The sequence below is a fragment of the Pseudomonas sp. PDM21 genome (assembly GCF_014852505.2).
Taxonomy (GTDB): Bacteria; Pseudomonadota; Gammaproteobacteria; order Pseudomonadales; family Pseudomonadaceae; genus Pseudomonas.
On sequence record NZ_CM181223.1, the window covers coordinates 371382 to 385174 of the forward strand.

Sequence of the window (13793 nt, forward strand, 5' to 3'; positions counted from 1 at the left end):
CTTTGTCTTCGAAAGCGGGCGATCAGGCGGCTGGCGGAGCCGGGCTGTAGATGCGTGGCGCGCTGCGGTGCGGCAGGTGGATCAGGTTCAGGTTGTGCTCGCGGGCCCACTGCACGGTGAGTGCGGTCGGCGCGGAGAGGCTGACCAGGGTCGACAGCCCGCCCCGCACGGCCTTGTGGATAAGTTCCAGGCTGCAGCGGCTGGTGACCACGGCGAAACCGCCGGCCAGGTCCAGGCGCTGGCGCTTGAGCGCGCCGATCAGCTTGTCGAGGGCGTTGTGGCGGCCGATGTCCTCGCGGCACAGGCGAATCTCGCCGGCGGCATCGACGAACAGCGCGGCGTGCAGGGCGCCGCTGCGGCGGCCGATCTCCTGCACGGCGTTGACCCGTTCACGCAGGTGTTCGAAGTGCGCGGCGGGCGGCAGCGGCGCCGACGGTAACACCGGCAGGCCGGGCAGTGCCTGGTCCAGCGCCTCGACGCCGCACAGGCCGCAGCCGGTATTGCCGGCCAGTTGCCGGCGCTGGTCCTTAAGGGCCCAGAAGGCGCGATTGCTGACTTGCAGCTCGGCTGCGATGGCGTCGCCGTGGGGCGTCAGGCGCACGTCATAGATGTCGTCGATGGAGTCGATGAGGCCGGCGCCGAGGCTGAAACCGTAGGCGAAGTCTTCCAGGTCGTTCGGCGAGACCATCATGACCGCCTGGCTGAGCCCGTTGTAGGCAATCGCCAGGGCGATTTCCCCAGCCAGCACGGCGCGACCGGTGTCGCCCTCCGGGGTGAGTTCGGCAAAGCTGTAGCCGTCGGCAGGCACGACGGCATCCCGGACCGCGGCGCTGGCCGGGCGGGTGATCAGGCAAGGCATGGGCTGAGCCCTGTGGTTCTAGTAATGCGACCAGCCTATGCCTATGCCGGGGCAGCGTCTAATGGCTGCTGTCGATGTTGTGATAGATGGCGTTTATCGGTCGCTTTCGGAGCCGCCCAGCAGAGCCGCGGCTTCGCGGAAGCAGGCTTCGGCCAGTGCCGAGCGCGGCTCGCTGCGGCGCAGGATCAGGCCCAGCGGCGACAGCGTGCGCGCGTCCTCTATCGGGGTGAGGACGAAGTGTTCGCCCTGGGTATCCAACCCGCTGCCCAACGGCATGATCGCGCAACACAGCCCGCGCTCCACGGCCTGCACCAGCTGGTGCACGGCGTCGGTCTCCAGGCGTGCCTGGGGGGTCAGGCCGCGGCTGCGGAAGCCGTGGTCAATGGACTGGCGGAAGTGCATGCCGGCCGAAAGCAGGCCCAGGGGCAGCTCCGCCAGGGCATCCCAGCTCAGGGTCGGGCTGTCGATCTGGAAGTGCCGGCGGTCGTGCAGCAGGCCCATGCGCGTGGCGGCCAGTTCGAGGCTTTCGAAGTGCTCGCGGTCGAGGCGGTCCAGGTACGACAGACCGAGGTCCAGCTGGTTGCGGCCGAGGCCTTCGAGGATGTTCTCCGAGCTCAGGGCGAACAGCTGGAAGCGCAGTTCCGGGTGGCGCTGGGCGAACAGCTCAATCAGCCGCATGGGGTCGAACCCCGCCAGTGGCACCAGGCCCAGGCGCAGGGTGCCGACTAGTTGGCCCCGACACGCGGCCGCTTCGGCGTAGAGCCCGTCGTGGGCCGCGAGCAGGCTGCGGGCCCAGGCCAGCACACGCTCACCGGCTTCGGTGAAACCCTCGAAGCGCTGCCCACGGCGCACCAGTTCCAGGCCCAGTTCTTCCTCCAGGCTGCGCACGCGCATGGACAGGGTCGGCTGGGTGACATGGCAGCGCGCTGCCGCCTGGCCGAAGTGTCGCGTCTCGTCCAGGGCGCAGAGGAATTTCAGCTGCTTGATGTCCATCGGCGGAAAGGCTCCGGGGCGTTCTGTCGGGTCGGGGAAGGATTAGGACTTTTCCGTCAGGCGCTGCGGAAGTCGCCGTCTAGACTCCAGGGGCGCGCGGTCTGCCCAATGCCGGCCGCCTGTCACTGTAACCGTAGGGAGGTTGGAAATGGGCATTTTTGCGTTCGTGAAGGAAGCCGGCGAGAAGCTGTGGGAAAGCATTGTGGGCCAGGAGGCGCAGGCCGCCGAATCGCTCAAGGACCACATTGCCAAGGTTGGCCTGGGCAACCCGAATATCCAGGTCAGCGTCGAGGGCGACAAGGTGATTGCCACTGGAGAAGTGGCCAGTCAGGAAGAGAAGGAAAAGATCCTGCTCACCCTGGGCAACGTCGCGGGGGTTTCCGGTGTGGAAGACCACATCACCGTCGCCACCCCGGCGCCGGAAGCGCGCTTCGTCACCGTGAAGAGGGGCGACACCCTGAGCGCCATCGCCAAGGCCGAGTACGGCAACGCCAACGCCTACATGAAGATATTCGAGGCGAACAAGCCGATGCTCAGCCATCCGGACAAGATCTATCCCGGCCAGGTGCTGCGGATTCCGGAGTAAAGCCAGAGAGCCCGGCCCAGCGCCGGGCTCGCTGTTTCTGCAGCCCTCGTTCACAACCCTTCGAGCAGCGCCCGGTAGTCTTCCTGGGCGGCGAACTCCTCGGTGTCCTTCGGTCCCTGGCGGCTGTCCGGCTGGCGCACGGCCAGCAATTGGGCGACGCCAAAGGCCCGCGCCGAGCGCAGGATCGGCAGGCTGTCGTCGATGAACAGGCTGCGCGCCGGATCGAAACCGACGTCCGCCCGCAGCGCCTGCCAGAACTGCTGGTCTTCCTTGGGGAAGCCGTAGTCGTGGGAGCTGATCAGCCGGTCGAACCAGGGCGAGAGTTCCACCCGCTGCAGCTTCAGCGACAGCGAATCACGGTGGGCATTGGTGATCAGCACTGCGCGCTTGCTGTGGCGGCGCAGTTCGGCGAGGAACAGGTCGGCGTCCGGGCGCAGGGCAATGAGATCGGCAACCTCGTGTTTGAGGTCGAGGATCGACAGCTTGAGCTCGCGGCTCCAGAAATCCAGACAGTACCAGTTGAGTTGGCCTGCGTTGTCGCGGAACAGCGGCAGCAGCTCGGCGTCTGCCTCCGCACGGCTGATGCCATGGTGTTCGGCGTAGCGTTGCGGCAGGTGTTCGAGCCAGAAGTGGTTGTCGAAATGCAGATCGAGCAGGGTGCCGTCCATGTCGAGCAGGACGGTGTCGATCTGGTTCCAGGGCAGGCGTGGCATGCTGGGCTTTCGCAAAAGGGTGTCGCAATTGCGCCGCCGGTGGACGGAATCGGCGCGATATCTGACACGGAGAATCGGAAAAGGCGGGTTATCATAGCCGACCCGGCCACCCCCAGGAGTCGCCCCATGCGTCAGAAACCCACGGTCCTCGCCCGAGAGATCGTTGCCAGAAGCCGGCTCTTCGCCGTCGAGGAGCTGCAGCTGCGCTTCTCCAATGGCGTAGAGCGTACCTACGAGCGCCTGGTGGGCAAGGGGCAGGGCTACGGCGCGGTGATGGTGATCGCCATGCTCGATGCCGAACACGCCGTGCTGGTCGAGGAATACTGCGCCGGGGTCGATGAGTACCAGCTGTCGCTGCCCAAGGGCCTGGTGGAGCCGGGCGAGGACATCCTCGACGCCGCCAACCGCGAGCTGAAGGAAGAGGCCGGCTATGGCGCCCGTCAGCTCGAGTACATCACCGAATTGTCGCTGTCGCCTGGCTACATGAGCCAGCGCATCCAGGTGGTGCTCGCCCGCGACCTCTATGAGGAATCGCTGCCCGGCGACGAGCCCGAGCCGATGGGCGTGGACAAGATCAGCCTGCGCGAGCTTTCCAGTCTTGCGCAGAATGCCCAGTTCAGTGAAGGGCGGGCCCTGGCCGCGCTCTACCTGGTACGTGACCTGCTGACCCAACGAGGGGAATTCCAGCCGTGATGAATGCTTTTCTGCCCGCCGTGATCGACCTGGTACACAAGGCGGGTGATGTGATCCTGCCGTTCTGGCAAGGCGACCTGGATATCCAGAGCAAGGCCGACGAGTCGCCGGTGACCGCCGCCGACCTGGCTGCCCACCGCGTACTGGCCGACGGCCTGCGTGCGCTGGCGCCGGATGTGCCGGTGCTGTCCGAGGAAGATTGCAACATCCCCTTCGAGCAGCGCGCCCAGTGGACTCGCTGGTGGCTGGTGGACCCGCTGGACGGTACCAAGGAGTTCATCTCCGGCAGTGACGAGTTCACTGTCAACGTCGCGCTGATCGAGCACGGCCGGGTGGTCTTCGGCGTGGTCGGCATACCGGCCAGCGGCCGCTGCTACTACGGCGGTGCTGGCCTGGGCGCCTGGTGCGAGGACCGCGGCGACGAGCCCGAAGCCATCGAAGTGCGCACCGAGCCGGAGGATGTCTTTACCGTGGTAGCCAGCAAGCGCCACTCCAGCCCGCAGCAGGAAAGCCTGTTGGCCGGCCTGGCGCAGCGCTTCGGCGACCTGAACCTGGCCAGCATCGGCAGCTCGCTGAAGTTCTGCCTGCTCGCCGAAGGCTCGGCGGACTGTTACCCGCGACTGGCACCGACCAGCCAGTGGGACACCGCGGCGGCCCAGGGCGTACTGGAAGGTGCTGGCGGCGAAGTGCTGGACGTGCGCGGCGAGCCCTTCACCTATGAAGCTCGGGAGAGTCTGCTCAACGAGTCCTTCCTGGCGCTGCCCAAGGCGGCACCTTGGCGCGCAGACCTGATCCAGCTGGCTCGCGCGCTGGACTGAGCTGCGTTTCATCCGGTAGGCATACGCCCGGCATTTACTTGCCGGGCAGTTCGCGAGCAAGCTCGCTCCTACGTAAAAGTCCCTCAGATATCGTCATCCATGCCCGAATTACCTGAAGTTGAAACCACCCGCCGGGGTATCGCACCTCACCTCGAAGGCCAGCGCGTCAGCCGCGTTATCGTCCGCGAGCGCCGCTTGCGCTGGCCGATCCCCGAGGACCTGGACGTTCGCCTGTCCGGGCAGCGTATCGTGCAGGTGGAGCGGCGCGCCAAGTACCTGTTGCTCAATGCCGAGGTGGGGACGCTGATCAGCCACCTGGGCATGTCCGGCAGCCTGCGCCTGGTGGAGTGCGGAACACCGGCCGCGCGCCACGAGCATGTGGATATCGAGCTGGAATCGGGCATGGCGCTGCGTTACACCGACCCGCGTCGCTTTGGTGCGCTGCTCTGGAGCCTGACGCCGCTGGAGCACGAACTGCTGCGCCACCTCGGCCCGGAACCGCTGACCGACGCCTTCGAAGGTGAGCGCCTGTTCCAGTTGTCGCGCAACCGCAGCATGGCGGTGAAGCCCTTCATCATGGACAACGCCGTGGTAGTCGGCGTGGGCAACATCTACGCCACCGAGGCGCTGTTCGCCGCCGGCATCGACCCACGCCGCGAGGCCGGGACCCTCTCACGAGCGCGCTACGTGAAGCTCGCCCAGGAGATCAAGCGCATCCTCGCCATTGCCATCGAGCGCGGCGGCACTACGCTGCGCGACTTCGTCGGCGGCGATGGCCAGCCCGGCTATTTCCAGCAGGAACTCTTCGTCTACGGGCGCGGCGGCGAGCCGTGCAAAGTCTGCGGTTCGACCCTGCGCGAAGTGCGTCTCGGCCAGCGCGCCAGCGTCTACTGTTCGCGCTGCCAACGCTGAGGCGCTGGGGCGTCCGTTAAGCTGCCGCCCCGATCTGCCCGATCCTCCCTCGCCATAACAACAAGGGCCCCCGACGAGGGGCCTGCAGGTGATTCATGTCTGGCAACTATCTGCCCCGCAACCCGTTCGCCGAGGCGCTCGGCCATAGCATGCTGCGCGTGGCCGGCTGGCGCATCGAAGGTGCGCTGCCCCAACTCGACAAGTTCGTGGTGATCGGCGCACACCACACGTCCAACTGGGACTTCATCCTGTTCCTGGCGGTCAAGTTCGTCCTGCGCCTGAACGCCCGCTGGTTCGGCAAGCACACCCTCTTCCGCGGGCCCCTTGGCGGTCTGATGCGCCGCTGGGGCGGCATCCCGATCCAGCGCCACCTCAAGCTGAACACCGTGGACCAGGCGATCCAGGCCTTCGCAGACAACCGCGAAATGATGCTGATCCTCTCCCCGGAGGGCACGCGCAAGAAGGTCGAGCGCTGGAAAATGGGCTTCTACCATATCGCCCGTGGCGCGGGCGTACCCATCGTGCTGGCGGCGCTGGATTATCCCGGTCGGCGCATCGTTATCGGCGAGCCATTCCGGCCCACCGGCGACGAGTCCGCTGACCTGCGCCGCATGCTGGCCTTCTACCGGCCTTTCGTGCCGAAAAAGCCTGAATACGCATTCTTCGGCGATTGAAGGCTGTCACGCGACAAGTCACGGAGCGCTGTTATAGTTATGGCAGTCTGCCTGCCCAACTACACAAAAAAGGACTTCCCTCCATGAACGTGTTCCGCACCGCCGCCACTGCAATGGCCCTGGTCTGTGCATTCTCGGTGTTGCCGGCCGTTGCTCAGGAAGAAGTGAGCAACGTCAGCGGTGACCCGACCTATGTCGTCTCGGCCCCGCCGTTCTACTCCATGATTGGCGACCTGCTGATCGCACGTCCGCTGCTGATCGCCGCCACCGTAGTCGGCACCGCTGCCTTCGTGGTGACCCTGCCGTTCAGCGCAGCCGGCGGCAACATCGGCGAAGCGGGCAAGGCGCTGGTCGTCGATCCGGGCAAGGCCGCCTTCGTGCGCTGCCTGGGCTGTACCACCAGCGGCTACAAGAAGGACTGATCCGTCGTCCTGCTCCGGGGCGGCGTGTCCGCCTCGCCAGCCCGGCTTGCCGGGTAAGTCCCGTAGGTTGCCCATGAAGCTGAGTGGCCTGAAGAAGCACCTGCGTCCGCTGCTTCTGCTGCTGGTCGCTGTCATCCTGGGCTACACCTTCTGGTCCAGTGCCGGTCTGCTGCAGTTGGGGGCGGGCCTGGCGCTGTTCCTGTTCGGCATGCAGTGCCTTGAAGAAGGCCTGCGTGACCTCGCCGGCAGCCAGCTTGAGCGCTGGTTGGAGAAGAGCACCGCGACTCGCGGCAAGAGCCTGCTGTTCGGGCTGTTCGGCACCTTCCTGCTGCAATCCTCCACCCTGGTTTCCCTGCTCACCATCGCCTTCATCAGCACCGGGCTGATCCAGCTGGCCGGTGGCATCGCCATTCTTTTTGGCGCCAACCTCGGCGCCACCAGCGGCATCTGGTTGCTGGCGCTGGCCGGGCAGAACCTCAGCCTGAGTCCCCTGGCGCTGCCGCTGCTGGTATTCGGCGTGCTGATGGGCTTCAACGGCGCCAAGAGCAAGGCCGCCGGGCGCATCCTGCTGGGTATCGCCTTCATCTTCCTGGGCATTGACCAGATCAAGGACGGCTTCGGCAGCTTCGGCGACGCCATGGACATGAGCGATCTGCGCTCGGAGGGCATGCTCGGCGCGCTGCTGTTCGTCACTTTCGGCATCCTCATCACCGTGGTGCTGCAGTCCAGTCACGCGACCCTGATGCTGACGCTTGCCGCCCTCGCCGGAGGCCAGCTGGAGCTGGGCCAGAGCCTGGCGATCGCCATCGGCTCCAACGTTGGCAGCAGCGTCACCACGGCGTTTGTCGGCTCCCTGGGCGGCAACCGCAGCGGGCAGCGATTGGCGCTGGCGCACGTGCTGTTCAACGTGGTGACCGGGGTGTTGGCGTTCCTCCTGCTCGCGCCGCTGACCTGGCTGGTGCACTGGCTGGTGACGCCGGTGGGGCTGGCGGGCAACCCGATGATCCAGCTGGCGCTGTTCCATACCCTGTTCAACGGCATGGGCGTGGTGCTGTTCTGGCCGATCCAGGGCGCACTGGCCAATGCGCTGGTGCGCTGGCTGCCGGAGGTCGAGGAACCGGCAGTGCTGATCACCGACATGGCCCCGGCGCTGCCCACCATCGAACGTACCCATGCGCGCTACCTCAATGAGCGCGCGCTGGATTCCGCTGACGCCGCCGCCAGCGCGGTGCTGCAGGAGCTGCGCCACCTGGGGCGCCTGAGCATCGAGGTGATCTGCCACGCGTTGTACCTGCCGGTGGAGATGCTCAACCAGCCGCGGGTGGACGAAAGCCAGCTGCAGGCTGCGCCGGATCGCCATGCGCTGGCCGCGGAAGTGCTTTACCAGCGCCATATCAAGGGTGTGTACGGCGACCTGCTGAGCTTCATGAGTCGCCTGGAAGTGCCGCTGGACGAGGAGCACCAGCGCTTCTGGCTGTCCTGCCAGGTGGTGGCGCTGCAACTGGTGGACGCGGTGAAGGACGCCAAGCACCTTCAGAAGAACCTTGGCCAGGCACTGCACGGCGAGCCCTCGGCGCTACGGGAAGCCTACGTCGAGCTGCGCCGGCACCTGATCGGCATGCTGCGCGAAGTGCGCGCGCTGGGCTCGCTGCTTGGTGGCGAGCTGCCGGAGGAGGCCTTGCTGGCGCGTCTGCAGTTGCTCGACGAGAGCGCTGCGGAGTTCGACGCGGCGTTCCGCCAGCGTCTGTTCGCGGCGGTACGCCGACAGGAGCTGGACGGCCTGCAGATGAGCTCGCTGATGAACGACCTGGGCTACGTCAGCCGGATCATCCAGAGCCTGCGCAACGTGCTGCAACTGGGCACCGAGCATGGTCTGTTCGATACCCGCGAAGACGACACTCCGGCCCTCATCCTGCCCTGATCAGCGCAGCGGCGCCGCCAGTTCGGTCGCCAGGCCGATGCCGCGCGGGTCGCTGGCGGACTGCACTTCGCCGGACTTCTTGTTCCACAGCAGCACCTGCTGGTTGCCGTAGGCGCGGCCGACATCCTTGAGGGTGTAGCCACGGCGCTGCAGGTCGGCCATTTCAGTGGCCGTGAAGGCGCGCGGTTCATGCTCGATCACGTCGGGCAGGAACTGATGGTGGTAGCGCGGCGTGGATACCCAGCGCTGCACCGGTTTGCCGTCCAGGTAGTCCAGCATCGCCAGCAGCACCATGCTGGGAATCCGGCTGCCGCCCGGCGTGCCGAAGGCGGCCAGTTCGGTGGGGCTTTCGATGAAGCTCGGGCTCATGCTCGACAGCGGGCGCTTGCCGGCGGCCACCGAATTGGCCTGGCTGCCGGCCAACTGGTAGGCGTTGGCGCCGCTGTCGTCGGTGGCGAAGTCGTCCATCTCGTCGTTGAGCAGCACGCCGGTGCCCGGCACGGTGAAGGCCGCGCCGAACGGCAGGTTGACCGACAGGGTGGCGGCCACGGCATTGCCGTCCGCGTCCATCACCACGAAGTGGGTGGTGTGATCGCCTTCGCGCCAGGCAGGTGCCGGCGGCAGAGAGGAACTGGGTGTGGCGCGCTGCGGATCGATACTGGCGGCCAGGCGCTTCAGGTAATCCGGCGCGAGCAGCTGGTTGACCGGGTTGGCGACGCGGTCCGGGTCGCCCAGCAGGCCGCGGTCACGGTAGGCGCGGCGCAGGGCTTCCACCACGTAATGCACGCGCTGCACCGGTTCGGCCTTCTGCCACGGCAATTGCTGCAGCATGCCCAGGCTCTGCGCGAGAGCCACGCCGCCGGCGGAGGGTGGCGGGGCGCTGATCAGTTCGCGGCCGTCGGCCAGCGGGTAGCGCAGTGCCTGGCGTTCGACGGTGCGGTAGCTGGCGAGGTCTTCCAGACTCCACACGCCGCCGGCGGCGCGCACGCCTTCCACCAGTTTCTCGGCGGTTTCGCCTTCGTAGAAACCGATGCGGCCGTAGCGCGCCAGCTTCTCTAGGGTGTTTGCCAGCTGCGGCTGGCGCATCAGGCTGTATTCCTCGGGCAGGTTGCCTTGGTCGAGGAAGATGCGCGCGGTCTCGCGGTCCTTGCGCATCGCGTCGAGGCGCCAGGAGGCGCGGTCGATGTAGACGCGGTCGATGGACACGCCATCGGTGGCCAGGCGGATCGCCGGCACGAGGTTGTTCGCCAGGGTCTTGCGGCCATAGCGGCTGCTGATGTCCGCCAGGGCGGCGGGCAGGCCGGGGATGCCGGCGGCCAGCGGGCCGTTGAGCGACAGCTGCGGGTCGACCTTGCCGTTGCGCTCGTACATCCGCGCGTGGGCGGCCAGCGGGGCGCGTTCGCGGGCATCGATGAAGTGGTAGGTCGGCGGACTCCCGGCCTTGCGCAGCAGGAAGAAACCGCCGCCGCCCAGACCCGAGCCGTAGGGTTCGGCCACCGCCAGCGCGGCGGCGATGGCCACGGCGGCGTCGAAGGCGTTACCGCCGTCGGCGAGGGTCTCCAGGCCGGCCACGGTGGCCGATGGGTGTGCGCTGGCGACGCTGGCCTGGGCGGGATGTTCCGCGGCGTGCAGGGCAAAGCTCAGCAGCAGGAGGCTGCACAAGCCGAGCAGGGAGGCGCGGGAGCGGGAGTTCAACAGGGACATGGCATCTCACGAACCGCCGGCAGGGCCGGCTGGAAAACCAAACGGGGCGAAGGTGGAGGATAGACAATCCACAACGCACCGGGTTTGTGAGAACTCAATGAAAAAGTGTCGAAACGCGCGAAGTCAGGCTTTGCCGGTGAGCTTCTTGTACTTTTCCATCAGCTGATCCTTGCTCTCGACGTTGCTTTCGTCGAGGGGGATGCAGTCCACCGGACAGACCTGTTGGCACTGCGGCTCGTCATAGTGGCCGACGCACTCGGTGCACAGGTTCGGGTCGATGACGTAGATCTCCTCGCCCTGGGAGATCGCGGCGTTGGGGCACTCGGGTTCGCAGACGTCGCAGTTGATGCAATCGTCAGTGATTTTCAGGGACATCGAACAACTCCAACCATGACGGCAGCCATGGCGATCGGTAGCAACAATGGTGAAATTGTGCCGTATCGGCGCGCGTAGTGCACGCAATCAGGGAGTCAGCTGACGGAAACCGCCATCCTTGGCGGTGTGCGGCTCAGCGCTTGAAGCGCTCGGCCAGGGCGCTGGCCACCGCGGGATGCACGAACTTGGTGATGTCGCCGCCCAGTGCCGCGATCTCGCGCACCAGGGTGGAGGAGATGAAGGAGTACTTCTCCGACGGCGTGAGGAACATGCTTTCCAGGTCGGGGGCGAGCTGGCGGTTCATGTTGGCCAGCTGGAACTCGTACTCGAAGTCCGACACTGCGCGCAGGCCGCGCAGCAGGATGTTGGCGTTCTGTTCCTTGGCGAAATGGGCGAGCAGCGTCGAGAAACCGACGACTTCCACGTTGGGCAGGTGCGAGGTGACCTGGCGGGCCAGCTCGACGCGCTGTTCCAGCGGGAACAGGGGATTCTTCTTGGGGCTGGCGGCGACGGCAATGATCACCTGGTCGAACAGTCGCGAGGCGCGTTCGACCAGATCGGCATGGCCTTTGGTGATGGGGTCGAAGGTACCCGGGTACAACACTCGATTCATCGCGGCGTCCTGGTCGGCTCTTGTTGGCAGGCTGGTGCAATAGCGGGCGGATGGTAACGCAGCATGTCCGTGGGGCCAAGCGACCTTGGTAGTGCTTCTGTGAACGGACTACCTGAGATAACCGGCGAGAGACCGATGCGTCACGCGCAGGCCCCGTGCCAGAGCCTGCGCGTGCTGTCTTGCCTGATGCTGCTCTGTTTCGTAGGGCGGATAACCCGGAACGGGTTATCCGCCGGCCAACCTGCGACGGATAACGCTGGCGCGTTATACGCCCTGCGGGATCGCAGGAGTCGGCATGGGCGCTCGGGTGGCGTGTCAGGCCTTGCCCAGACGCTTGGCCAGGGCGTCGGCCAGTTGTGCGGTGAGGCCGTAGACCGAGAGCTGCGGGTTGGCGCCGATGCTGGTGGGGAACAGCGAGCCGTCGTGGATCGACAGGTTCTCCAGCTGATGGTGGCGGCCGAGGCTGTCGCACACTGACTGCTTGGCATCCTCGCCCATGGCGCAGCCGCCCATCACGTGGGCGCTGCCCAGGCGGGTGCGGTACAGCTCCAGGCTCAGGCCGTCGATCAGCGCGTGGGCTTCCTTGGCGCTCTTCACGTAGTCGGCATCGGCATGCAGCGGCAGCACAGCCTTGGCGCCGGCGGCGAACTGGATGTCGGCCATGGTGTGGAAGGCGCGGCGGATGCCGTCCCAGGTGTAGTCGGTCATCTGGTAGTCGAGCACCGGGGTGTCGTCGCCGCGCAAGCTGACCGAGCCGACCGCGCTGTCCGGATGGAAGCCGTCGCGCATCAGCGCCAGGATCACGTTGGTGTGCGGCAGCTGCTCCATGCGCAGCGCGTTGTCCTCGCCGAAGCGGCCGAGCAGGGTGGCGCTGAGCGCCGGCTGCAGCGGCGGAACTTCAAGCTTGTAGGACATGCGCCCGGTGGCGCCGTCGTCCCACTGGAAGTGGTCGGAATAGATCGACTGCGGCGCGCCGTAGAAGGGGTTGATGACCTCGTCGAACAGCGCGGCGCTGAAGTTCACCGTGTGCAGGAAGGTGCGCTGGCCGACGCGGCCGTTCGGGTCCGGCGCCTTGGAGCGCAGGAGGATCGCCGGGGTATTGATGCCGCCGCCGGAGAGCACGTAGTGACGCGCCTTGATGGTGATCTTGCGGCCGGTGGGGGCGACGCAGCGCTCGTCCATGGCCGAGCATTCCAGGCCACTGACCTTGTTGCCGTCGTGCAGCAGGCGGTCGGCGCGGGCGAGGAACAGCAACTCGCCGCCCTTTTCCAGGGTCGCCGGGATAGTGGTTACCAGCATCGACTGCTTGGCGTTGGTCGGGCAGCCCATCCCGCAGTAACCGATGTTCCAGCAGCCACGAACGTTGCGCGGGATGACCTTCCAGTGCAGGCCGAGTTTCTCGCAGCCATTGCGGATCACGTCGTTGTTGGCGTTGGGCGGCATGATCCAGGGCGCGACGCCCAGGCGCTGCTCCATTTTCTCGAACCAGGGCGCCATCTCGGCGACGCTGTGGCCCTTCACACCGTGTTCCTTGGCCCAGTGTTCCAGGGTCGGTTCGGGGGTGCGGAAGCTGGAGGTCCAGTTGACCAGGGTGGTGCCGCCCACGGCGCGGCCCTGCAGGATGGTGATGGCGCCATCCTTGCTCATCCGGCCGATGCCTTCCTGGTAGAGGCTGGGGTAGGCATCGGACTCCTGCATCTTGAAGTCGGTGCTGGTCTTGAGCGGGCCTTCTTCCACCAGCAGTACCTTGTAGCCGGCGGCGCTCAGGGCTTCGGCAGTGGTGCCGCCGCCGGCGCCGCTGCCGACGATGACGACATCGGCTTCCAGGATCAGGTCCTTGTCCAGGCGCGAGCCGTTGTGGACTTTCCAGCCGCGGGCCAGGCCCTCGGCGAACAGATCGGGTACGGGCATCGGAAATCTCTCAGGCAAATTCTTGTTGTTCTGATGACATCAGATCTTCGGCGGTCCGGGATAGCCGCAGTGGCCCCAGGACTCCGTGCGGCCGTACCAGGCCATCATCACCAGTTGCAGCAGCGAGCTGTGGCCCATCTTCAGCAGGGAGATGAAGCTGTTCTGCCAGCGCTGCAGGAAGTTCTTCACGTCGTCCGCGCTGGCGTTGTCCCAGCTGCCCCAGATGCCGGTGAGCGGTCCGCGGGTGACCGGCAGGGCGAGCACGTCGAACAGCTGCACGGTGAGCTTGAGCATCTCCGGGGAGAGGTGGTTGAGGCTGTTGTCGAGGCTTTCGATGGTGCCCTTGACCGCCTCGGCCATGCGCTCGGCGGGCACGGCACCGGCCAGCATCACCGGAATCAGCGCACGCAGGAAGGGCATGTCGGAATCGCGCAGCACGGCGAAACCGTTGGCCGGGGTACTGGCCGAGCAGCCGCTCAGGGTGGCCGTGACGCCCGCCGTGGCGAGGAAGGCCCCGCCCAGCAGGCCGATCTTGAGCACGCCGCGCCGGGAGAGTCCCGGCGCGCTCAGGGAGGTGTCTGTCATTCTTGTTCTGTCAC

15 protein-coding genes are annotated in these 13793 nt (G+C 66.4%); 7 read left to right on the forward strand and 8 right to left on the reverse strand.

The genetic code is table 11. The features are described 5' to 3' along the window. Nucleotides 1–22: 22 nt before the first annotated feature. Nucleotides 23–859, reverse strand: coding sequence for a formate dehydrogenase accessory sulfurtransferase FdhD (gene fdhD, locus IB275_RS01800; RefSeq protein ID WP_192293853.1), 837 nt, complete (start codon nucleotides 857–859; stop codon nucleotides 23–25). A gap of 93 nt (nucleotides 860–952) precedes the next feature. Beyond that, nucleotides 953–1852 (reverse strand): LysR family transcriptional regulator, encoded by a 900-nt coding sequence (locus IB275_RS01805; protein WP_081519553.1) that lies wholly within the window; start codon nucleotides 1850–1852, stop codon nucleotides 953–955. Nucleotides 1853–2000: 148 nt separating this feature from the next. Between IB275_RS01805 and lysM the strand changes: the two genes are divergently transcribed. Further along, nucleotides 2001–2438, forward strand: coding sequence for a peptidoglycan-binding protein LysM (lysM, locus tag IB275_RS01810; protein WP_192293851.1), 438 nt, complete (start codon nucleotides 2001–2003; stop codon nucleotides 2436–2438). 50 nt (nucleotides 2439–2488) lie between these two features. On the opposite strand, the gene yrfG is transcribed toward lysM, so the two are convergent. Further along, nucleotides 2489–3151 carry a GMP/IMP nucleotidase gene (yrfG, locus tag IB275_RS01815; protein WP_192293849.1) on the reverse strand — a complete coding sequence of 221 codons (663 nt, stop codon included), beginning with the start codon at nucleotides 3149–3151 and terminating at the stop codon, nucleotides 2489–2491. Between the two features lie 126 nt (nucleotides 3152–3277). Here yrfG and nudE point away from each other — a divergent pair, with 126 nt between their 5' ends. The 6 genes from nudE (at nucleotide 3278) to IB275_RS01845 (ending at nucleotide 8591) form a co-directional block, all read left to right on the forward strand. After that, nucleotides 3278–3844 carry an ADP compounds hydrolase NudE gene (gene nudE / locus IB275_RS01820; protein WP_088415924.1) on the forward strand — a complete coding sequence of 189 codons (567 nt, stop codon included), beginning with the start codon at nucleotides 3278–3280 and terminating at the stop codon, nucleotides 3842–3844. Beyond that, nucleotides 3844–4662: a 3'(2'),5'-bisphosphate nucleotidase CysQ gene (cysQ, locus tag IB275_RS01825; protein ID WP_192293847.1), complete on the forward strand. Its 819-nt coding sequence runs from the start codon at nucleotides 3844–3846 to the stop codon at nucleotides 4660–4662. Before nudE ends, cysQ begins: the two co-directional genes overlap by 1 nt. A gap of 99 nt (nucleotides 4663–4761) precedes the next feature. Further along, entirely contained in the window at nucleotides 4762–5574 is an 813-nt protein-coding gene (mutM, locus tag IB275_RS01830) for a bifunctional DNA-formamidopyrimidine glycosylase/DNA-(apurinic or apyrimidinic site) lyase (protein WP_045213067.1), read from the forward strand. Nucleotides 5575–5669: 95 nt separating this feature from the next. Beyond that, nucleotides 5670–6248: a lysophospholipid acyltransferase family protein gene (locus IB275_RS01835; RefSeq protein WP_192293845.1), complete on the forward strand. Its 579-nt coding sequence runs from the start codon at nucleotides 5670–5672 to the stop codon at nucleotides 6246–6248. A gap of 83 nt (nucleotides 6249–6331) precedes the next feature. Further along, complete coding sequence (locus tag IB275_RS01840) at nucleotides 6332–6670, forward strand: multidrug transporter (protein WP_138213145.1); 339 nt, start codon at nucleotides 6332–6334, stop codon at nucleotides 6668–6670. 73 nt (nucleotides 6671–6743) lie between these two features. Further along, nucleotides 6744–8591, forward strand: coding sequence for a Na/Pi cotransporter family protein (locus tag IB275_RS01845; protein WP_192293843.1), 1848 nt, complete (start codon nucleotides 6744–6746; stop codon nucleotides 8589–8591). On the opposite strand, the gene ggt is transcribed toward IB275_RS01845, so the two are convergent. From ggt to IB275_RS01870, 5 genes are all read right to left on the reverse strand, one after another. Next, nucleotides 8592–10295: a gamma-glutamyltransferase gene (gene ggt / locus IB275_RS01850; RefSeq protein ID WP_192293841.1), complete on the reverse strand. Its 1704-nt coding sequence runs from the start codon at nucleotides 10293–10295 to the stop codon at nucleotides 8592–8594. Between the two features lie 123 nt (nucleotides 10296–10418). Continuing rightward, on the reverse strand, nucleotides 10419–10670 hold the full coding sequence (locus IB275_RS01855) for a YfhL family 4Fe-4S dicluster ferredoxin (protein WP_017521427.1): 252 nt from the start codon (nucleotides 10668–10670) through the stop codon (nucleotides 10419–10421). 133 nt (nucleotides 10671–10803) lie between these two features. Continuing rightward, nucleotides 10804–11283, reverse strand: a complete 480-nt coding sequence (gene coaD / locus IB275_RS01860; protein WP_024767001.1) for a pantetheine-phosphate adenylyltransferase — start codon at nucleotides 11281–11283, stop codon at nucleotides 10804–10806. Nucleotides 11284–11598: 315 nt separating this feature from the next. Continuing rightward, entirely contained in the window at nucleotides 11599–13194 is a 1596-nt protein-coding gene (locus IB275_RS01865; RefSeq protein WP_192293839.1) for a GMC family oxidoreductase, read from the reverse strand. Between the two features lie 39 nt (nucleotides 13195–13233). Then, nucleotides 13234–13779, reverse strand: coding sequence for a twin-arginine translocation pathway signal protein (locus tag IB275_RS01870; RefSeq protein WP_192293837.1), 546 nt, complete (start codon nucleotides 13777–13779; stop codon nucleotides 13234–13236). Between the last annotated feature and the right edge of the window lie 14 nt (nucleotides 13780–13793).